Here is a 19,903-nt window from a genome sequence, read left to right on the forward strand (position 1 = left end):
TCTGGTTGATTGACGCTTCGTTCACGCACATCGAAATCGAGCAAAAGCGATACCCGCTTCGCTGCCGACGCTTCACACGAAGCGTTGCACGCGGATTGCTGTGCCGTAACAAGGCCCGCGGAATCGACGCGGGCTGTCGATGCAGGCAGCCATAAGCCGCGACGCTGCCAGACCTGAGAGAAGGAGAGTGCAGATGAAAGCAGTGGTATTTCACGGCATAGGGGACATCCGTCTCGACAATGTTCCCGATCCCAAACTCGAGCAGCCTACCGACGCGCTCGTACGTCTCACGTCCAGCGCGATTTGCGGCACCGATCTGCATATGGTGCGTGGCACGTTGGGCGGCATGGTGCCGGGCACGATTCTCGGTCATGAGGGAATCGGCATCGTCGAGGAAGTGGGCCGCAGTGTGCGCAATCTGCGCCAAGGCGATCGCGTGCTGATTCCGTCGACTATCTCGTGCGGATATTGCTCGTATTGCCGCTCGGGCTACACGGCCCAATGCGACAACGCAAATCCGAATGGCGCAAGCGCCGGCACTGCATTCTTTGGCGGCCCGAAAACGACCGGCCCGTTCCAGGGTCTGCAGGCGCAATACGCGCGCACGCCGCTGGCGCACGCGAGCCTGATCCGCTTGCCCGACGAAATCGACGACGATCGCGCGATCCTGCTCTCCGATATCTTTCCCACCGGCTATTTTGGCGCCCAGCTGGCGGGCGTTCGCACCGGCGATACGGTCGCGGTGTTCGGAGCGGGTCCAGTGGGCCAATTTGCCATTGCGAGCGCGAAGCTGATGGGCGCCGGCCGCGTGATTGCGGTGGATCGCATAGCGTCGCGGCTGGACATGGCTCGCACGCAAGGCGCAGAAGTGATTAATTTCGACGAGGAAGATCCGGTCGACATGATTTTGCAACTGACCGGCGGCATCGGCGTGGATCGCGTGATCGATGCAGTAGGCGTGGACGCGGTGCGTGCCGAGCACGGCCCGGCCGCGCAGAAAGAGCGCGACCAGCAACAGGCCTTCGACAAGGAAGTGAAGGAGATTGCGCCCGATACGAACCCCGATGGCGATAACTGGCGTCCGGGCAGCGGACCGTCGCAAGTATTGACGTGGTCGGTCAGAGCGGTGGCGAAAGCGGGCACCGTGTCGATCATCGGCGTGTATCCGCCGAACGACCGCGTTTTCCCGATCGGCGAAGCAATGAATCGCAATCTCGTCGTGCGCATGGGCAACTGCAATCACCGCGCGATTACGCCGCATCTCGTTGAGATCGTGCGTAACGGCTCGTTCGATCCGCTTGCCGTGCTGACGCAGCGCGAGCCGATTACCGACGCGATCGAGGCCTATCGCGCGTTCGACAATCGCGAGCCGGGCTGGATCAAGGTCAAGCTGCAGCCGTGAGCGGCGGGTCACGCCGCTACGCGCGGGAATTCGTCTTTCACATCGTCTTTCACACTCATCTCACTACAACCGCGGGCGAAAACGCCCGCAAGGACGCTTGTTTCCAACTATGACAGTCGACCAACGGCTTCGCAGCATGCGCAAGACCATGCGTGACATGTTCGGTATCGTGCGCTTGCGCGCCGGTCAGGAGGACATTATCCGCAGCGTATTGCAACACAAGGACACGCTTGCCACGATGCCGACGGGCGCGGGCAAGTCGCTTTGCTATCAGTTGCCGGCGCTGCATCTCGAGGGCACCACGCTCGTCGTGTCGCCGCTGATCGCGCTCATGAAAGACCAGGCCGACAAACTGCTGGCCGCTGGAATCGACTGCACGCTCGTGAACAGCACGCTGCGTAGTCGCGCCGAGCGCGAAGCGCTGGAGCGGATTGCGGCAGGCGAGAGCGGCATTGTGTTCGTGACGCCGGAGCGCCTGGCGCAACCGGCCTTCATCGAAACGTTGCGCGCGCGCCCCGAAAACCGCATTGGACTAGTGGTGGTCGACGAGGCGCACTGCGTATCGCAATGGGGACACGACTTTCGCCCCGCGTTCCTGCAGATCGCGGCTGCGGTGAAGTCGCTCGGGCAGCCGCCGGTGCTTGCGTTGACTGCTACGGCCACGCCGCGCGTGCTCGACGACATCGTGCACTCGCTTGCATTGCGCGAGCCGCGTGTGGTTCGCACGGGCACGTATCGCGAGAATCTGCGCTATCGCGTCGTGCAGGTCAGCACGGCGGGAGGCAAGGACGGCGCAGCGCGCGCCGTGACCGCCAAGCGCGAGCAATTGTCGAAGCTGATTGCATCGCTCAGCGGGACCGGCATCGTCTACGCGGCGACCGTGCGCGACGTCGATCGCATTTACGGCTGGCTCACGGAGGCAGGCGAGTCGGTCTCGCGCTATCACGGTCGAATGGCGGCTGACGCTCGTGAAGAGGCGCAGGAGCAGTTCATGTCGGGCGCCACCCGTTTGATGATCGCAACCAACGCGTTCGGCATGGGCATCGACAAGGCGGACATACGCTTCGTGATCCATTACCAGATTCCCGGCAGCCTCGACGCTTACTACCAGGAAACGGGACGCGCGGGCCGCGACGGTGAGCCCGCCGATTGCGTGCTGCTGTTCGATCTGAACGACCGGCGCATCCAGCAATTCTTCCTTGCGGGACGCTATCCGAGTGTCGAACTCGCGCAACGTGTCTATGACACGCTTGTCGCGCATATTGCCGATGAGCCGAAGGGCGTCACGCTGGCCGCGCTCAAGCAGGCATTGCCGGATGTCGGTGCGGGCAAGCTGGAAACCGCGTTGAACATGCTGGTCGACGCCCGCGTGGCCGGCCGCGACCGGCAGCGTCGCTATCGTCTGCGAAGCCGCGAGGGCGCGAAGGAATCCGCGCGCGACGCGGTTGCCAATGCCGCGGCGCAATTCGAGCAGATGAGCGCGCACGACAGGGAAACGCTGCAGCAGATGATCGACTACGCGCAAACGGGTCAATGCCGGTGGCGCGCGATTCTCGACTATTACGGCGACTCGCCTGCCGCCGAGCGCTGCGGCGTCTGCGATAACTGCGTAAATCCGCCGCAGATCGACATGGCGTCCGACGCTATCGTTGCACCGGAGACGCGCGCGAATGAAGTTGCACAACGCAAGCGTGAGGAGTCGCGCAAACCACGCGTCTGGACTCCGGGCGATGCCGTGCGCGTGCCGCGCTATGGCGCCGGTGAGGTCGCGCTGGCGAGCGGCGAGCAGGTGGCCGTGCAGTTCCCCGACGGCAGCACCCGCACGTTTCTGGCGAGTTACGTGAGGGCGGGGCGCTGATCCGCATGCGCTCTAATCGAGGCAACGTCGGCAGTCGCTTCCGACGATGCCTCGATCCGCGCACGGAAGTAGCGCGCGGTCTCTTTAAGTCCGTCGTCGAGCGAGGTTTTTGGCTGCCAGCCGAGCAATTCGCGCGCGCGTGAAATGTCCGGCTGACGATGCCACGGATCGTCGGTCGGCAGCGGATGCAATTCAAGCGGCGAACTGGAGCCCGTAATCGCCACAATCCGTTGCGCGATTTCGCGCATGCTCACTTCGTGCGGATTGCCGAGATTGACCGGGCCGCCGGGGTCTTCGGCGGTGTTCATCAAACGGATGAACGCGTCGATCATGTCGTCCACGTAGCAGAACGAACGCGTCTGGGAGCCGTCGCCATACAGCGTGATCGGCTCGCCGCGCAGTGCCTGCATCATGAAGTTCGACACGACGCGGCCATCGGCGGGATGCATGCGCGGTCCATACGTGTTGAAGATTCGCGCAATGCGAATGGAAAGGCCATGTTGACGGCGGTAGTCCATGAAGAGCGTTTCAGCGCAGCGCTTGCCTTCGTCGTAGCAGGAGCGCGGTCCGATCGGATTCACGTGGCCCCAGTAGTCTTCTTTCTGCGGATGCACGAGCGCATCGCCATACACTTCGCTCGTCGATGCCTGGAAGATTCTTGCTTTCACGCGCTTGGCGAGTCCGAGCATGTTGATCGCACCGTGCACGCTCGTCTTGGTGGTTTGTACCGGATCATGCTGATAGTGAATCGGCGACGCAGGGCAGGCGAGGTTGTAAATCTCGTCGACTTCCACATAGAGCGGAAATGTCACGTCGTGACGCATCAGCTCGAAGTTCGGGCAATCGAGAAGATGCGCGATGTTGTCCTTCGTGCCCGTATAGAAGTTGTCGACGCACAGCACGTCGTGGCCTTGCGTCACGAGCCGCTCGCACAGGTGTGAGCCGAGAAAGCCGGCGCCGCCTGTGACCAGAATCCGCTTGCGGGTAAGTTCTTTCATGTTGCGTGGTCCTAGTCGTCTTACGTTTGTTCGGCGCAAGCCGCGCCGATCTGTGGCCTACGCGGTCACTTGCAGCAGCGCGTCGTGCCAGTCCTGCGCGAAACGGTCGATGTGGAACCGTTCCTGCGCCGTGCGTCGCGCGCCCTCGCCGAGGCGCCTGGCTTCCGCAGGATCGCGCAGCAGTTCGTGCATTGCGTCGACAAGCGCATTCACGTCTGTATGCACGAAGCCGTTTTCGCCATTGCGGATCACCGTCGCCAGTTCGGTAGTCGCGAGGCCCACGATCGGCATGCCGATCGTCATCGCCTCTACGATGGCGAGGCCGAGACTGGTCCAGCGAATCGGATTGAAGAAGAAGCGATAGCGCGCGGTGAACGCGGCGAGATCCAGATTGCCGACTTCACCAATGCCGTCGAGCCGCTCGGCGTCCATGCCGACCAGGTCGAGCGGCACGCGCGTGCGCACGTCGGCGAATACGTCGGCGCCGAGGCGCCGGCCGCGCTGAGCGAGATGATTCACGACGACAATGCCGCGCTCCAGTTCGCCGGTATAGCGCACGCCTTCCGGCACCACCACGCCATGTTCGATTACGCGCGTGGGCGTCACGCCGCAATCCCACATCAGCTGATTGAAGTGCGTGACGTGAACCAGCAGCGTGTCCGGGTCGTCGACCCAATGCCATTGCTGGAACGGGTTTTCCTGCGGCGGATCGTGTTCGATATACACGCGCGGCAAGCGGCGCTGCGCGTCGCTCAACACATGCTCGCGGTCGTATTCCCAATGCGTCTTGTGCTGATACAGGATCACGTCGAACTCCTGATCCGGCACGTCGTCCGCATTGATTTCGTGGACGTTGTCGCCCCACGGCAACACGCCCACTTTGCCTGCATAGCCAGGCGGATGACCCGGCTTCGTCACCAGATAAAAATCGTGCGGCGCCTGTGTCAGGTAGTACAGGTAGTTGCCGTGCACGTGCCATGTCAGCACACGGAGACGGCGGCAGTTACGCAGCATGGTGCAACTCCTCGAAGGATCCGGTTTCGGCGTGCGTATGCAATGCGCAGGCACTGGCCGGATGCGCGCCGCGAACTTCGGCCAGTTGCGCGCGCGCCGTCTCGACGACGCGGTCCACGCCGATGTTCAGGGCACAAGGGTGGCCGTAAGGACACTCGCGGAACATGCACGGGCGGCACGGCGGATAGTCGGCAAGCACGCGGTGCCGCTCGTGATCGAGCGGCGCCCATCGGCGCGTGTCGCTGCCCGACGCGACGACAACGGACGCGGTCGCCACGGCCGCGGCGATATGCGAAATGCCCGTGTCGTTGCAGACGACGAGTCGCGCGTGCGCGACGAGCGCAGCCAGTCCGCCAAGCGATGTCGAACCGGCGAGGTGCAACGCGGGCGCGGTCATCGCGCCGAGCACCGCGCCGGTCAGCGACGCTTCCGCCGCCGTGCCGGTGATGGCGATCTGCCAGCCGTCGGCGGCGAGTCGGTCGGCGACTTCCGCGAAACGCTCGACCGGCCAGCGGCGCGAGGGCAATTGCGCACCTGGATGAACCAGCACGAGGCGCTCCGCTTCGATGCCGTGCGCGGCCACTAACGACGCGTATTCGTCGCCATCCCGCTCGCAAAGAGGGAACGACAATTGCCGCTCGGTGGTTTCGGCGCCGAGCGCGCTCATCAATGCAAGGTAGCGCTCGGGTTCGGGCAGGTCGTCTGGCCAGTCGATAAACACGCCTTCACGCGGCCGCTCGTCAGGTTGTACGAAGCCCGCGTAAGCGTTGGCACCGAACTCAAGCAGCAGATCGTTCGCAATGCCGCCGCTGCCATGCAGCTGGATTGCGAGATCGAAGCGTTGGGCGCGCATCCACTCACGGAATGCGGGCAGCCCTTCGTCCGTCTCGGGTTGCTCGGGAAAGCCTGCGGCTCCAGGAAAGACGATCAGTTCGTCGACGAGATCGGCGTAGCGCTCGACAAACGACTGCGCCCACCGCAAGCCGATCAGCGCGATATGCGCTTGCGGCGCGGCCGCGCGCAGCGCTCGCAGCGCGGGCACCGAGCAGAGCATGTCGCCCAGTTGCAACGCGCGGAAGATCGCTATGCGGCGCGGCGCGGCAGAGGCGATGAACGAGTCTGCATTCATAAGAAGAACACCTTGTAACGTACAGCGCCGTAGAGCCGCCAGAAGATCGACAGGAATGGAATCGGGATGGACGTCCACGCCATTTCGGCAACGTGGCGCAAGCTGCGGTCTTTCCCGCGCAAACGCATTGCGCAGAAATACGCCGTCAGTGCGAACCACGCCAGCACCGCTAGCGTCACGGTATTGCCATCGCCCACGAAAACGCCGATCAGCGCGGCCAATGCGGCGCAGAGAATGAGGTAGTACAGCAACGGAGGCGACGAGCGAATCCGCGTTTTGAACAGTTCGGGGTGCTTCTTGTAGAGCAACGCGTCGAACTGACTCTTTTTCTGTTGCGAGATGCTGACGCCCCAGCGCGCGGGGCGCACCGGGTGCACGACCACCGCATCGCTTGCGCGCACGATCTTGCCGCCCGCTTGCAGAAGCGTGAACTGCAAATCGGAGTCTTCGCGCCACGCCGAGGTGAAACGCTCGTCGAAGCCCCCTGTCATCGTCAGAAAGCTGCGCGCTACGAATACGTTTGCGGTCGCGAATTCCGCACGCTCGAGGCCGCTCGCATCCGCCTCGTAGTCGGTCGGCGACGAGGGCAGCGGCACGACGATCCGGCCCGCGGCGGCGGCCGCCCCCTGGCGAATCGCCGCAAGCCCTTCTTGCAGCCATTGCGGATCGGGCAGCGTGTCGTCGTCCGTAAAAGCGATCACCGGCGAGCGCGCGTGTTGCCAACCGGCATTGCGCGCGCCCGCGGGGCCCTGCGTGCGAGTCACCGGCACGTAGCGCACGGCGAGGCCGCGCTCTGCCTGCTCGCCGGCAATGCGCGCGACGCATGCGCGAGTCGCTTCGTCGGGACCGTCGTCACAGACCACGATCTCGTAGCGATCTGCGGGAAAGTCCTGTTCCGTCAATGCGCGAAGACACGACGCGAGCATGTCGGGCCGCCGGTAAGTCGGCACGACCACCGACACGTCGAGGTGCGCCAGCAGCACGCCCGGATATCCGGCTGCAATCGGCTCGGCTTCGCTATGCGGATTGCCGAAGCTGCCTCCTACGTCGATCGGTCGCGTAGCGGATGGACTCATGCGCCGCCCCGCGCTTTCTCGACGACGAAGGGGCCGATCACGAGCGCATCGAGCGGCGAAGTCCAGAACGACTCCACCGCATCGCGCGGCGAATTCACCATCGGTTCGCCGCGCGTGTTAAACGACGTGTTGACGAGAATCGGCACCCCGGTGCGCTCGTTGAACGCGGACAGGAGATCGTAGTAGAGCGGATGCTGCGAACGGTTCACAGTCTGCACGCGCGCGGTGCCGTCCACGTGACGCACTGCCGGAATGCGCTCGGCCTTGTCGGCGCGCACGTCGAACACGAACAGCATGAACGGCGCGACCTGGCCATTCACGAACCATTCGCTCGCATGTTCTTCCATGACGACCGGCGCGACTGGGCGGAAGTCCTCGCGATCCTTGATCTCGTTGAGCTTTGCCTGCATGTGCGGATCGACCGGCGAAGCGAGGATCGAACGCGCCCCGAGTGCCCGCGGACCGAACTCGGTGCGGCCCTGATACCAGCCGATCACCTTGCCGCTCGCGAGCAGGTCGGCGGTCTCGCCGGCAATGTCGTTGAGCCGCCGGTACGGAACCTTCGACCATTGCAGGAACTGTTCAATCTCCTGTTCCGGATATTCGGGACCGAGGTACGCGTGGTCCATTACCCAATGACGCTTGCGATCGCCGCGCTCGCTGCGTTCGCGCGAATCGATCCACAACGCTGCGCCAAGCGCGGTGCCCGCGTCGCCCGCTGCGGGCTGGACCCACACATCGTCGAATGGACCTGCGTCGCGCAGCTTCGAATTCATCACGCAGTTCAATGCGACGCCGCCTGCCATGCTGAGTTTGCTCAAGCGGGTTTTCTCATGCAGCCAGCCCGCGAGTTGCAGTACCGTTTCTTCGAGCACGCGCTGCAACGAATGAGCGATATCGAAGTGGCGCTGTTCGAGCGGGCCGCCGCGTTCGCGTGCCGGACCGAAGCGTTGGACGAGGCGCGGGGCGTCGACCGTATAGCTGCCGTCGCCGCGATAACGCACGATATCGCGGAACACGTCGAGGTATTCCGGCTTGCCGTACGACGCCAGCGCCATCACCTTGTACTCGTCGGACGAATGCAGGAAGCCGAGCCAGTCCGTTACCGCTTCATAAAGCAGTCCGAGCGAGTGCGGCAGTTCGACCTGCTTGAGCCGCGTGTATTTCCCGTCGACGAACTGGCCCATGCTGGTCGTCACGCCTTCGCCGCGGCCGTCCATGGTGAGCACCGCCGTATTCTCGAAAGGAGCGGCGAGAAACGCGCTGGCCTCGTGCGCGAGGTGATGGTCGACGAAATGCCACTTGAAGCCGTTGTCGCGGTCCACACCCTGAAAGCGCTTGCGCAAATGATGCGGCGCGCCGTCGAGCAATTGACCCTTGGCGTTCGCGATATAGCTGAGAAAGAGCGGGTCCCACGGCGATGCGGACGGGTCGGACAGACGCGTGTTCGCGGGATCGAAGGGCAACTCGATAGTCGCGCCGGGCCGCTTCGGCATGCCGCTAAAGAGGCTCGGATCGTATGAGTAGGCCACATGATCGACGTCGGCGAGCGTGATGCCGGCGGCTTTCAGGCAGTAGTCGATCGCGTCGAACGGCAGTTGCCAGGTCGAGAAGGGCACGGGGCGCTTCGCATGCTTGACGTGCGTGAAGCGTTCGTCTTCGGCGGCGGCGAGCACCACACCGTCGCGCAGCAGGGCTGCGGCGCTGTCGTGATAGACGGCATTGATTCCGAGTGTGTACATGGGCGTTCGCAGTAGGAGTGGGTTTCAGGGAGCCACGGGTTCATCGGCGAGCGGCGGCGCCGCGTCGCTGTGGTGGGCGTTGAATTCGATAGCGTCCGAGCGGTGAGCGTCGGAGTCGACGGAGGCTGCGCGAGTTCGTGCTTCGGCGCGCAACTCGAGCGCCGCTTTCACGACCTCGCCGGGCGTGACGCCCAGCAGGCACGCGTGATGATGTTGAGGACACACGCTGCGGTAGCACCAGCGGCATTCGACATCGCGAAACAGCACGCGATTCGGCGTCTGCCACGGCGTGTGCTGCGGATTGGTCAACGCATACAGATCGACGACCGGCGTGCCGAGCGCGGACGCGAGATGCACGGGCCCGCTGTTGTTCGACACCAGCACGCTCGCTTGTTCGATCAGCGCTGCCAGTTCGCCGAGCGTGAGCGCGCCGCTCATATCGTGCAGTTGTGAGCGAACTCGCGGCGCAGCGGCGGCGATCACCGCGTCGACGAGAGGACGCTCGCTCGCACTGCCGGTGATCAGAAGCGGGGCTCCGGTTTCGGTGGCAAGGCGCGTCGCGATCTGACCGAAGCGCTCGGGCGGATAGCGCCGCGATGCGGCGGTTGCACCGGGGTGCAATACGATGCGCGGCGTGCCGGTTGTTGCGCCGCCGTGCATGCCTCTCGCGGTCAACTGCTCTGCAAGCGTTCGCCGGTCCGACTCATGCACCGTGAAGCGCATACGCGTGTCGGGGGCTTCTGCGCCGACCTGGCGCACGAGGTCCAGTTGCCGTTCCACCTCATGACGGGTGCGCTGCTGCGGCTCCGGTTCACGCAGCCAGTCTGTCAGCAACTCATACGGATTCTCACGGCAATGCGCGAGGCGCCGTGGAATGCCCGACAGATGGCACAGCATCGCCGCGGGCAACGGGCTCTGGCTATAGACCGTGAAGATCACGGCGGCATCGAAGCCGCCGCGACGCAATCGTTCCTGCATGCGCTGATCGTCGGCAAGCGAGCGCGCGCTCGTCGGGGGATTCGCAACCCACGGCGCTTCGTATTCGATCACGTCATCGACATCGTCGAGAAACGGCGCGAGTGCAACGCCGCTGCGCGACGCAAGCAGCGTGATATGGCGGCCGGGTGAGGACTCGCGCAGTGCGTGCAGCGCGGGCGTGGTCATCAGCACGTCGCCGAGATTGTCGAGCCGCACGCACAGAATGCGCTTGATCTCCTCGCCCCAATGCGCAAGCTGCGGGCTGTCGGGCACGCGAGCGTGAGCGAGTGTCGGCTGGGTGATCAGCAGCGGCGCATTCATTGAGCAGTTTCCTCGCCGGCGGGCGCGGGCGGCGCCGCTGCTTCCATAGCGTTTGCGATGATCCGGGCAGCCTCGTGCAGATCCGCGGCGCGCGCGGTAGGAACGCGCTGAGGTCCTTCTATCCACTCGGTCTCGTGGCCGTTGTCGAGCAGAATCGTGCGACATCCGGCACGATTGCCCGCTTCGACATCGTCGAGAATGTCGCCGATGAACCAGCTGCGCGCGAGGTCCAGCCGATGCTCGCGGGCTGCGCGCAGCAACAGGCCTGGCGCCGGCTTGCGGCAATCGCAGGCGGTCGAATAAGGCGCAACGGTGCCGTCCGGATGATGCGGGCACCAGTACGCGCCGGAGAACATCGCGCCGGATTCGGCGAACATGTGCGTGAGTTGGGCTTCCACGTTCTTTAACGCCGCTCGCGGGAATTTCCCGAGTGCGACGCCTGACTGATTGCTGATCACGAACAGCTCGAAAGGCTGGGTCGCGAGCAGGTTCAACGCTTCGCGCGCGCCCGGTGCGAGGCGCATCAGCGAAGGGTCGATGTTGTAGGGCACGTCCTCGAGCAACGTGCCGTCTTTGTCGAGAAATACAGCGGGTCGCAGCATGACAAAGGCGGTGTAGAAAAATGTGGACCGGAATCGCCGCGAGCGGACCATAGGTCCGCACCGGCTCGACATAACTAGCTGCGCTATCAGCGCTGCAATGCTGCGCGGCGCCTAACGGAACGATGCGCCGGCCGCTGCTCGCAGCGGAACTTCCGCGCGGTCTTCCGTGGCTTTGGCGGGCACGAGCCGCGCGGTGCGCATATAGATCTGCGCGAGCGCTTCGCCCACACCGCGCCATGTGAACTCCTTGCGCGCGCGTTCGACGCCTGCTTCGCCCATCCTGCGAGCGAGCGCGGGGTCGCGCCGCAACTGGTTCAGGCGCGCGGCGAGCGCGGCCGGATCGCGCGGCGGCACGAGAAAGCCGGTGATGCCGTCTGCAACCGAATAGCGGATGCCGCCGACATCGGCGCCGATCACCGGCGTGCCGCAAGCCATCGCCTCGACCGGTGTGATACCGAACGGCTCGTACCAGGGCGTCGTCACGAACACGTCTGCGGCGCTGTAGTAGTAGCGCAATTGCGCGCGCCCGCGCCGTCCCACGAAAATGGTTTGTTCGGCTACGCCGCATTCGCGCGCGATGCCGCGAAGGCGCGCGATTTCCGGCGTGGCCTTTTCATTCGGCGCGTCGGAGTTGCCGCCCACCACGTAGAGTTGCGCAGAGGTCCGGAAGGCTTTCTTCAGTACACCCACGCCGCGAACCACGTTGTCGATACCCTTACGCTGCACGAGCCGCCCGAGCTGAAGCACGGTGAACTGGTTTTGCTGCCAGCCGAGTGCGTCGCGAGCGGCTGCACGGTCCATGGGGTGAAACTCGTCGGCGTCGAAACCGCACGGCACGATCTCGATGCGCGCCGGGTCGGCGTGGTAAAGCTCGATCAGGTCTGCTTCATCCTGCGGGCATTCCGCGACCACCACGTCGGACTGCGCGACGAGGTCGTCCTCGATTGCAAAGCGCTCGTCAGGAAAGCCGTCGCTCGCGCCCTGGTGTATCCGCCGAACGCGGCCGAGCGCGTGAAACGTCGTGACGAGCGGCACGCCGAGCGCCGCTTTGACCTTCAATGCTGCGAGCCCCGACATGAAGAAGTTCGCGTGCATCACGTCGTATGGCGTTTTCTCGCGGCGGAAGAACTCAATCAGGAACGCGGCGAACTCATCCATGAAGGGCAGCAGCAGTTCTTTCGGCAACTGCATAGGCGGCCCTGCGGGGACGTGGATCACGCGGACGCCCTCCATGTCGGATATGAGCGGTAGCAACGCGCGGTCGCGCCGCGTGAACACATCCACTTGATGGCCCATCTCTGTCAGTTCACGCGCAACATTCGCGACATAGATGTTTTGTCCTCCGCTGTCGACGCCTCCGGCGACGGCGAGGGGCGAGGCGTGTTCACTGATGAGGGCGATCTTCATTGAGATTCCTTCGCGGAGATTGGCATTAGCGGGGGTGTCCATGGCGCGTTTTGCTGAGCACTCTTATGCAATTTCACGCAATACAACGCTGTTATCCGGCATGAGCATGCGCTGTGCCTATGCGCTGCGGGTGACGCGCGAAGCGCAATGCGGCGTTGGGTGCGGAGAAGCGCTGTAGCGTTCCCTTTTTTCGCTTAAGGAAACGGTGTGGCGTTCCCTTTTTCTACAAGCGGCCATGTAAGTTCGATCACCGTCACCAACGTAGACGAAAATATTTGCTTCAACGTGCTGCTTACATCGCGTGCCGCTGATGTGTCGTCTATGCTAAGTTTTGTCCGGCGGCGGGCGCAGGGTTTGCTGCGAGGTGTGCTCCGCAGTGTGGGCATTACTGCCCCAAGCGCACGTGCTCGACATGCATGCCACTCGTCGCGCCGCTTTGCGAATCCGCTTCGTGGAATCTAATGCCGGGTTGCAGTTCACGCGCTGCCGCGGCCTTCTCAGGACACCATGCCGAACTCCGCAACGCTGCCCCGTTCCCAGTTGACCCGCCGCATTGCCGCCGACCTGATGCGCGCAGTCTGGCGTTATCGCAATCAGACCGTCGCTGCCTTGCTGCTGATGGTTGCCGCGAAGCTCTCCACTGTTCTGATCCCGCTCGTGCTCAAGCATGTGGTGGACGAACTGGGGCACCCGGTCGCGCAGGCGCTGTTCCCGGTGTTCCTCGTGTTGGCTTATGCATTACTGCGTTTTCTCGGCGACGCATTGAACGAAGCGCGCGACGTGGTGTTCAGTATCGTCACGCAGCGCACCGTCGCTGCATTTACCGAGCGGACTTTCGCGCATCTGCATCGCATGAGTGCGCGCTTTCACACGAAACGCGAGACCGGCGCAATAGTTCGCGACGTGCAAAAGGGCGCCGACGGCATCGGCTTTCTGCTCGGCGTCGCGCTATTTACGATCGTGCCGACCGCGTTCGAGATTGCGACCATCGTCGCGATCATGGTCCACAATTACGCGCGCGAATTCATGATCGCGATTGCGGCAACCTTCGTTTGCTATGCGGCATATACATTCGTGTTCACCCGGCGGCGCGTTGCGTTCCAGCGCGCGGTGAATGCTCTGGAGGCGCAATCGGATGGCCGGCTCGTGGACAGTCTGCTTAACTACGACACGGTCAAATACTTCGCCACCGAAGACACGGAAACGAAGCGGTTGTCGGTCGTGCTCGACAAGTGGGTGCACGCCAGAACGGCGAATCAGCGCGCGCTGACGGCGCTGCACGTAGGGCAGAGTGCGGTGATCGCGTTCGGCATTGGCGCAATCATGCTGCTCGCGGCGCAGCACGTGGTGGCCGGAAGCATGACTGTCGGCGATCTGATTCTGGTCAATGCGTACATCATCCAGATCTGCATGCCGCTGAATACACTCGGCTTCGTATTTCGTGAGACGAACGACGCGATGGTCAACGTCGAGCGCATGTTCGAAATACTCGCCGCGCGTGGGCGCGTTGGCGAGGATATCGACGAACCGGCCGCGAAACCGTTGGTGGTGAGCGCAGGGCAAATCTCATTCGAGCACGTGGACTTCGGCTACGACCCGGCTCGGCAGATTCTGCGCGACGTGGACTTTCATGCCTACCCTGGCAAGACGCTGGCGATTGTCGGCGGCAGCGGGTCGGGCAAGTCGACACTCGTGAAGCTGCTCTTTCGTCTTTATCAGCCAAACAGCGGCAGGATTCTTATAGACGGACAGGACATCGGTCACGTTACGCAAAAGAGCCTGCGCGAAGCAATCGGCATCGTGCCGCAAGACACGGTGCTGTTTAACGAAACCATTGCCTATAACATCGCGTACGGCAGGCCTTCGGCAACGCGTGCGGATGTGGTGCGGGCGGCGCGCGCGGCGCAACTCGACGAATTTATCGAACGTCTGCCCGATCATTACGACACCCGCGTCGGCGAGCGCGGTGTGCGGCTCTCGGGCGGCGAGCGCCAACGCATTGCCATTGCACGCGCCATTCTGAAGGACCCGCGCATCATCGTATTCGACGAGGCCACCTCCGCGCTCGACACGCGTTCGGAACGGGCGATCCAGACTGAATTGACGCGGCTCGCGCAAGGCCGCACGTCGATCGTGATCGCGCACCGGCTATCGACCGTGGTCGACGCCGACTGGATTCTGGTGATGGAGCATGGCCGCGTGGTCGAGCAGGGCACGCACCGCGAGTTGCTCACGCGTGAAGGCGTCTACGCGAAGATGTGGTCCCTGCAATGGCAGCAGGGCGAACTCGAGCACGCGCAACGCAAGCTCACCGCGCAGTCGGTCAGCCTCGCGGCGCTGATGGCCGGTGTGATCGACGCGTTGCACGACGAAATTGCCGCGCAACGGGTGACGCTGTATCCGCAGATCAGCGACAACGATCTGCGTGTGACCGGCGACCCGAGCGTGCTGCAACCGCTGATCGCCGAGCTGTGCCGCAACGAGATCGTGCACGCTAGGCCGGGGCAGCGCATCGAGCTTCGCGTCGAGCGGCATAACAATCAGGTCTGGGTCACGGTACTCGGCATGGGCGAAAAGCCCGCTGAACTGTCGCAAGCGGCTGCTCGTTATATGGAGGAAGCGCTGGCTGCGGCGGGCGGCAGCTTCACGCTAATGACGCTCAACGGGCGGCTCGCCTATGTCGCCATGCTGCCTTTGCGTCCGGTGGCCGACGCTGATTCACCTGCCGGTTCGGCAGCAATGCCGTTGACCTCGGAAGTGGACGGCGCGGCGCCGCTAGAAGGTCTCTTTGTCATGGCTATCGACGACCAGGAAGATGCGCTCGACGCATTAGAAGCGGTGCTTGTGTCGAGTGGCGCGCGCGTGCGAACCGCGTCGTCGGGCAAGGAGGCCCTGGACTGGTTCGCCGCCACACCGACCACACAATGGCCGCATGCGTTGCTATGCGACATCGTGCTCGCGGACGAAGACGGTTATGACGTACTGCGCCGTTTGCGACGCCTTGAAGCCGATCGGCAACTGCCGCTGCAGGACCGCGTGCCGGCGATCGCAATCACCGGCTACGCGGAGGGGGAAGACCGTATGAGAGCGCAGATGGCCGGTTTCCAGGCGCATCTTTCGAAGCCGGTTGCACCTGAAAAGCTGATAGGCGAAATTCGCAATCTAGCGATGGCGTCCGCACGCACGGGCGTATGAAGCGGGAGGCGGTGCGCGTTCGTCGCGCGCATGTGCGCCTCTCCACGTCCTGCGGCTCAGGTACGCGCGTCGACCTTGCTTACCGTTGGTTTTGCGCGGGCAGTGGCCGGCACCGGCGCCGCCATTTGACGCTCGCCCGTGCGTACCCGTTCGCGCAGGCTTAGCACCTGAGCCGGCACTGGCTTGCGGTGTCTCAATGCCCATGCGAGCCCGCGCAACAGCGGAACGGCGTCGCGCGCGAGGGTGCCTTCACGTGAGAACGTCGCGAGCGCATGCATGGTCGCGCGGCTCGCCTCGGGCCAGGGCAGGCGCAAGCACGCGATCCACGCGGCATTACGCGCGAGTGTGCGGCGCCGCAAGCCGCTATCGCGTGACGGCGACGGATGATGGTGCACGGTCAATTGATCGCAATAGACAATCGCGTGTCCGGCTGCCAGCACGTCCAGCGCGACGAGTTCTTCTTCGCCGCCGATAAAAAGGCGCGGCTCGTAGCCGCCCAGTTGGCGAAACAGCGACGTGCGAAAAACGCATGCGCCTGCCATATAGCCGATCAACGAGGGGCCCGGCAGACCTTCGCTGCCAAGCGGACTTGCACGCATGACCGAGCAGGTCGGGTCCGTGAGGTTATCCTCGCCGACCACCACGCGCGCGCTCAGTACGCCCGCGTTCGGCCACGCATCGAGCAGTTGCACCGCGCGATCGAGGGAGCCCGGCTCCCACCACGTGTCGTCGTCGCAGAAGGCCACGTAGTCCGTGCCGACGTACGCGGCGGCGCGATTACGTCCGGCCGCGCCGAGATTCGCCCCGCATTCGACGATGCATACAGTCGGAAACAGCGCCTTCACGAGCGCGACGGTGTTATCGCTAGAGCCGTTGTCCGCGACAAAAATGGGCGGGTTTTCGGGAAGGGCGAGTAGGCGCTCGAGAGTGGCCACAAGCTCATCGGCGCGGTTGTACGTCAGAACGACGACCGAAATGCGCCGGGAAAGCGATTTTTTTTCCATGCGGTTCTTTATTCTTGACGAGGCGATGCCCCGTTCAAGCAATCGGTGTGCCGTCCGCTTTCAACTAGCTTGAGGCTCTTTGCAGCCGCCAATACTTTTCGGTCGAATAAAGCGAGCTTTGCCCCTGTGGGCCGAACGCGCGCAACTGGCTCGCGTAGGCGGCAATGGCTTCTCGCTTGATCTGCTCATGCGCGCTGAATGCATTGACCGGCGCGCCCATGTCGGTGGTGGGCGACAGCGCGTAGCCGCTTTTGGTCAGTTCTTCAATGCGCTCCAATACCGCTTCTTGCCTCTGCCTATACGGCACGTCTTCGTAGCCGTGAAATGCGGTGTCGGCCATGACGTCGATCAGCGCGAGACATGCGTCCGACACTAAAGTGTGGTCGGAATGGAAGATGCCCAGCGGGAAGAACACGTTCTCTGGACTGTGCTCGTTGAGCGTGCGGCGAAGCGCTCCGGTCAGATCATCGGGGCTCGGTGTCAACAGGTATTGCGCATCGCAGAAGGACAGATGTACCGGCTGTGCGCCGAGCTTTTGCAACGCCCGAATGTCCTCCTGCTTGCGCGTCTGCATTGCCTCAAACGCATCAGTGAAACCGGATTGCCGATCCCAGTCAGTGGACATGTTCTCCGGCGGCGGCGCGGTGAACACCGTGCAAACAATGGCCGATGGATTAGCTGCGAGAAGCAGCCCGCAACTCAGAACGGCGTCGTCGAGATGTGGAGAAACGACGAGCAGACGTGCGCGCGATTGCATCATTTTGTGATGGACTTGCTTAAAGACGACAGGAACAGCTGGCTTGCAAATAGCGGGCCTGGTTCTGAAACATGACCTGAAGCTAACAGGAATGACCTTTGCAAACCGGTGGGAGTATTGTTTCCGATGAGCCGAAAGGATCAGCATGACAGACAACGACAAAACCGCCACCGAGCGGCGCAGGCTCGGCGGCTGGCTGCCATCGAAGGAAGAGCATCTCGCGCGATATCGCACCGACCTCGCGGAGAAAGCCCGCGCTCGCGCGATGCATGCGCCGCGAACGTCGGCGGTAGAAGATCTGGCCGCGCTTCTGAGCGGCGACCCAGTTCTTCGCATGGATATGACGCGTGCTATCGATCAGGCCCGCGACGCGGGTTATGTGCTCGGCTATTCGTCAATAGACGAGTTGATGGTGATCATCGATTACGTAATGACTTATGCGCCGCCGTTCAGCGAGACCAGTCTGATTCACTGCCCATTGAATGCGGTGCTGGACTGGCCAATGTGCATGCCGTCCGGCTACGCGCTGTTCCGCGACCCGGCATTGAACCAGCGGCTTAAACGCGTGCTCAATTGCTGGTGCGGGTTCCTGAGCGGGCCGCATTCGCGGGAACACCTGAATACGTCGGCGCCGAATGGATGGTTTTCGCCCGAGGCCGATGAGAAAATCGGCATGTCGCAGTTCGTCTGCGATACCGACAAGCCGTATTGGGGCTTTTCGTCATGGAACGACTTCTTCACGCGCCGGTTCCGCGAGGGCGTACGGCCAGTCGATCAGCCGGATAACGACAAGATCATTGTCAGCGCCTGCGAGGCGGCTCCGTATAACATCCAGACAGATGTCAAGCTGACCGATACCTTCTGGATCAAGGCACAGCCTTATTCACTACTGGATATGTTTTCCGCGAGCCAGCGCGAAGTTGCACAGCGTTTTGTCGGCGGCTCGATCTATCAGTCCTTTCTCAGTGCATTCAATTATCACCGGTGGCATGCGCCGATAAGTGGCGTCATCAAGAAAGCGTACGCGCTGGACGGCACCTATTATTCCGACGCCGATTCGGAAGGTCGCGACGCCGGCGGTCTGAACGATTCGCAAGGCTACATTACCGCGGTGGCGGCCCGCGCCGTGATCGTTATCGAAAGCGACGATCCTGCGATCGGTCAGGTCGGCTGTCTTTTCGTCGGCATGGCCGACGTGTCGTCGTGCATGATAGAGGCGTTGCCTGGCCAGCGCGTCGCCAAGGGCGATGAAATAGGTTTTTTCCAGTACGGCGGCTCGACCTGCTGTCTCGTCTTCGAGCCGGGTGTCATCAGCAGTTTCGTGCCGCAACCACCTTTCGACCACCCGCCGCCAGTCAACGTAAATACGCACATCGCGACCGCGAGGTAATCCTCGCTGCGGTCAACTCTGATCTTCAACGAGCGTGGAACTGATGTTCGAATGCCGCGAAGCGCAATGCGCTTCGCGGCATTTTTTCTTCTTGATCGCGGGGCAGCCCGCCGCGGATAAACGCTTAGCCCGGCTGCTTACCCGAGCCAAGATCGGCGCCCGTCATCGGATCCGATTCCGTATCCGATGCGGTCCTCTCGGCCAGCGCGCCTAGCACTTCGACATCGGCTTGCGTCACGTTGACCGATGGCAGACCGTCGCCACCATCCACTGCCGGCTGCGGCGCCTCGACGAATTCCCATTCCGGGCCCTCGTTCCACGGACCGCGTGCGTCGCCTTCGCCAGCCGACATGTTGTAGTACACGTTTGTAAATTCCGGAACACCCGGCAGCTTGCCTTGCGGGAAGTTGGGCTGAATCGAGTGCAGCGCTTTCTCGAACGACTTCTGGTGAGCGATCTCGCGCGTCATCAGGAAACCAAGCGCTTCCTTGATGCCCGGGTCGTCCGTGACATTCAGCAGGCGCTCGTAGACGATCTTCGCGCGCGCTTCCGCAGCGATATTCGAACGCAGGTCGGCGGTCGGTTCGCCGATCGTGTCGATGTACGCAGCCGTCCACGGTACGCCCGCGGAGTTCGTGAGCGCAGGCCCGCCGCCATACAGCAGCGCGGTGGTATGCGAGTCGTTGCCGCCGCCTGTCAGTGAGCGATACAGCTCTGCTTCCTGCTCGACGCCTTCGGCCAGTTGGCCTTTCGCGCCCTTGTTCAACATAGCGACGATGGAGCCGATTACTTCAAGGTGACTCAGTTCTTCAGTAGCGATGTCGAACAGCAAATCCTTGCGGCCCGGGTCGTCTTCTGCGACGGCCTGAGTGAAGTACCGGCACGCGGCCGCTAACTCGCCTTGAGGTCCGCCGAATTGCTCAAGCATCAGATTGGCGAGGCCCGGATTGGGGGCGGCGACACGCACGGTATATTGAAGTCGTTTGTTGTGGACGAACATTGGTTTCTCCGCTGAGTATGGTTGGGAAAC

15 protein-coding genes are annotated in these 19,903 nt (G+C 63.0%); 4 read left to right on the top strand and 11 right to left on the bottom strand.

Annotated features, from left to right (window positions below):
* The first annotated feature begins 193 nt into the window (after nucleotides 1-193).
* Nucleotides 194-1,402 carry a zinc-dependent alcohol dehydrogenase gene (locus SB753_RS16575; protein WP_027777669.1) on the top strand — a complete coding sequence of 403 codons (1,209 nt, stop codon included), beginning with the start codon at nucleotides 194-196 and terminating at the stop codon, nucleotides 1,400-1,402.
* A gap of 109 nt (nucleotides 1,403-1,511) precedes the next feature.
* Complete coding sequence (locus SB753_RS16580) at nucleotides 1,512-3,260, top strand: RecQ family ATP-dependent DNA helicase (RefSeq protein ID WP_410800794.1); 1,749 nt, start codon at nucleotides 1,512-1,514, stop codon at nucleotides 3,258-3,260.
* On the opposite strand, the gene SB753_RS16585 is transcribed toward SB753_RS16580, so the two are convergent.
* From SB753_RS16585 to SB753_RS16620, 8 genes are all read right to left on the bottom strand, one after another.
* A complete protein-coding gene (locus SB753_RS16585; RefSeq protein ID WP_410800796.1) occupies nucleotides 3,239-4,258 on the bottom strand; it encodes a UDP-glucuronic acid decarboxylase family protein in 1,020 nt (339 codons plus the stop codon). The two genes, SB753_RS16580 and SB753_RS16585, sit on opposite strands and share 22 nt — an antisense overlap.
* Nucleotides 4,259-4,315: 57 nt before the next feature.
* Nucleotides 4,316-5,272: a glycosyltransferase family 4 protein gene (locus SB753_RS16590; RefSeq protein WP_020068323.1), complete on the bottom strand. Its 957-nt coding sequence runs from the start codon at nucleotides 5,270-5,272 to the stop codon at nucleotides 4,316-4,318.
* The gene (locus SB753_RS16595) at nucleotides 5,262-6,401 is read right to left on the bottom strand and encodes a glycosyltransferase family 9 protein (protein WP_410800798.1); all 1,140 of its coding nucleotides are present in this window, start codon (nucleotides 6,399-6,401) and stop codon (nucleotides 5,262-5,264) included. Before SB753_RS16595 ends, SB753_RS16590 begins: the two co-directional genes overlap by 11 nt.
* A complete protein-coding gene (locus SB753_RS16600; RefSeq protein WP_410800799.1) occupies nucleotides 6,398-7,477 on the bottom strand; it encodes a glycosyltransferase in 1,080 nt (359 codons plus the stop codon). The genes SB753_RS16595 and SB753_RS16600 overlap by 4 nt, the downstream gene beginning before the upstream one ends.
* Entirely contained in the window at nucleotides 7,474-9,219 is a 1,746-nt protein-coding gene (locus tag SB753_RS16605) for a carbamoyltransferase (protein WP_408129875.1), read from the bottom strand. Before SB753_RS16605 ends, SB753_RS16600 begins: the two co-directional genes overlap by 4 nt.
* A gap of 24 nt (nucleotides 9,220-9,243) precedes the next feature.
* Nucleotides 9,244-10,518, bottom strand: a complete 1,275-nt coding sequence (locus SB753_RS16610) for a glycosyltransferase family 9 protein (RefSeq protein WP_410800801.1) — start codon at nucleotides 10,516-10,518, stop codon at nucleotides 9,244-9,246.
* The gene (locus SB753_RS16615; RefSeq protein WP_410800803.1) at nucleotides 10,515-11,120 is read right to left on the bottom strand and encodes a D-glycero-alpha-D-manno-heptose-1,7-bisphosphate 7-phosphatase; all 606 of its coding nucleotides are present in this window, start codon (nucleotides 11,118-11,120) and stop codon (nucleotides 10,515-10,517) included. Before SB753_RS16615 ends, SB753_RS16610 begins: the two co-directional genes overlap by 4 nt.
* 111 nt (nucleotides 11,121-11,231) lie before the next feature.
* Entirely contained in the window at nucleotides 11,232-12,527 is a 1,296-nt protein-coding gene (locus tag SB753_RS16620) for a glycosyltransferase family 4 protein (RefSeq protein WP_410800805.1), read from the bottom strand.
* A gap of 507 nt (nucleotides 12,528-13,034) precedes the next feature.
* On the opposite strand from SB753_RS16620, the gene SB753_RS16625 reads away from it, so the two are divergent.
* Complete coding sequence (locus tag SB753_RS16625) at nucleotides 13,035-15,722, top strand: ATP-binding cassette domain-containing protein (RefSeq protein ID WP_410800807.1); 2,688 nt, start codon at nucleotides 13,035-13,037, stop codon at nucleotides 15,720-15,722.
* A gap of 56 nt (nucleotides 15,723-15,778) precedes the next feature.
* Here the strand turns inward: SB753_RS16625 and SB753_RS16630 are convergent, their stop codons facing one another.
* Together SB753_RS16630 and SB753_RS16635 are read right to left on the bottom strand one after the other, a co-directional pair.
* Nucleotides 15,779-16,726 carry a glycosyltransferase family 2 protein gene (locus SB753_RS16630; RefSeq protein ID WP_410800809.1) on the bottom strand — a complete coding sequence of 316 codons (948 nt, stop codon included), beginning with the start codon at nucleotides 16,724-16,726 and terminating at the stop codon, nucleotides 15,779-15,781.
* A 64-nt stretch (nucleotides 16,727-16,790) separates the two neighbouring features.
* A complete protein-coding gene (locus SB753_RS16635) occupies nucleotides 16,791-17,486 on the bottom strand; it encodes a PIG-L deacetylase family protein (protein ID WP_410800811.1) in 696 nt (231 codons plus the stop codon).
* Between the two features lie 142 nt (nucleotides 17,487-17,628).
* On the opposite strand from SB753_RS16635, the gene SB753_RS16640 reads away from it, so the two are divergent.
* A complete protein-coding gene (locus SB753_RS16640) occupies nucleotides 17,629-18,873 on the top strand; it encodes a phosphatidylserine decarboxylase family protein (RefSeq protein ID WP_410800813.1) in 1,245 nt (414 codons plus the stop codon).
* Nucleotides 18,874-18,997: 124 nt separating this feature from the next.
* Here the strand turns inward: SB753_RS16640 and SB753_RS16645 are convergent, their stop codons facing one another.
* Entirely contained in the window at nucleotides 18,998-19,873 is an 876-nt protein-coding gene (locus SB753_RS16645; RefSeq protein WP_020068334.1) for a manganese catalase family protein, read from the bottom strand.
* Between the last annotated feature and the right edge of the window lie 30 nt (nucleotides 19,874-19,903).

The sequence above is a fragment of the Paraburkholderia sp. SIMBA_053 genome (genome assembly GCF_046534895.1).
Lineage (GTDB): Bacteria > Pseudomonadota > Gammaproteobacteria > Burkholderiales > Burkholderiaceae > Paraburkholderia > Paraburkholderia caledonica.

Excerpts from the sequence above, each read along its gene's own strand:
- SB753_RS16595 (WP_410800798.1), bottom strand. The coding sequence starts at position 6,401 with ATGAATGCAGACTCGTTCATCGCCTCTGCCGCGCCGCGCCGCATAGCG.
- SB753_RS16585 (WP_410800796.1), bottom strand. The coding sequence starts at position 4,258 with ATGAAAGAACTTACCCGCAAGCGGATTCTGGTCACAGGCGGCGCCGGC.
- SB753_RS16635 (WP_410800811.1), bottom strand. The coding sequence starts at position 17,486 with ATGATGCAATCGCGCGCACGTCTGCTCGTCGTTTCTCCACATCTCGAC.
- SB753_RS16645 (WP_020068334.1), bottom strand. The coding sequence starts at position 19,873 with ATGTTCGTCCACAACAAACGACTTCAATATACCGTGCGTGTCGCCGCC.
- SB753_RS16630 (WP_410800809.1), bottom strand. The coding sequence starts at position 16,726 with ATGGAAAAAAAATCGCTTTCCCGGCGCATTTCGGTCGTCGTTCTGACG.
- SB753_RS16600 (WP_410800799.1), bottom strand. The coding sequence starts at position 7,477 with ATGAGTCCATCCGCTACGCGACCGATCGACGTAGGAGGCAGCTTCGGC.
- SB753_RS16605 (WP_408129875.1), bottom strand. The coding sequence starts at position 9,219 with ATGTACACACTCGGAATCAATGCCGTCTATCACGACAGCGCCGCAGCC.
- SB753_RS16615 (WP_410800803.1), bottom strand. The coding sequence starts at position 11,120 with ATGCTGCGACCCGCTGTATTTCTCGACAAAGACGGCACGTTGCTCGAG.
- SB753_RS16625 (WP_410800807.1), top strand. The coding sequence starts at position 13,035 with ATGCCGAACTCCGCAACGCTGCCCCGTTCCCAGTTGACCCGCCGCATT.
- SB753_RS16580 (WP_410800794.1), top strand. The coding sequence starts at position 1,512 with ATGACAGTCGACCAACGGCTTCGCAGCATGCGCAAGACCATGCGTGAC.
- SB753_RS16640 (WP_410800813.1), top strand. The coding sequence starts at position 17,629 with ATGACAGACAACGACAAAACCGCCACCGAGCGGCGCAGGCTCGGCGGC.
- SB753_RS16575 (WP_027777669.1), top strand. The coding sequence starts at position 194 with ATGAAAGCAGTGGTATTTCACGGCATAGGGGACATCCGTCTCGACAAT.
- SB753_RS16590 (WP_020068323.1), bottom strand. The coding sequence starts at position 5,272 with ATGCTGCGTAACTGCCGCCGTCTCCGTGTGCTGACATGGCACGTGCAC.
- SB753_RS16620 (WP_410800805.1), bottom strand. The coding sequence starts at position 12,527 with ATGAAGATCGCCCTCATCAGTGAACACGCCTCGCCCCTCGCCGTCGCC.
- SB753_RS16610 (WP_410800801.1), bottom strand. The coding sequence starts at position 10,518 with ATGAATGCGCCGCTGCTGATCACCCAGCCGACACTCGCTCACGCTCGC.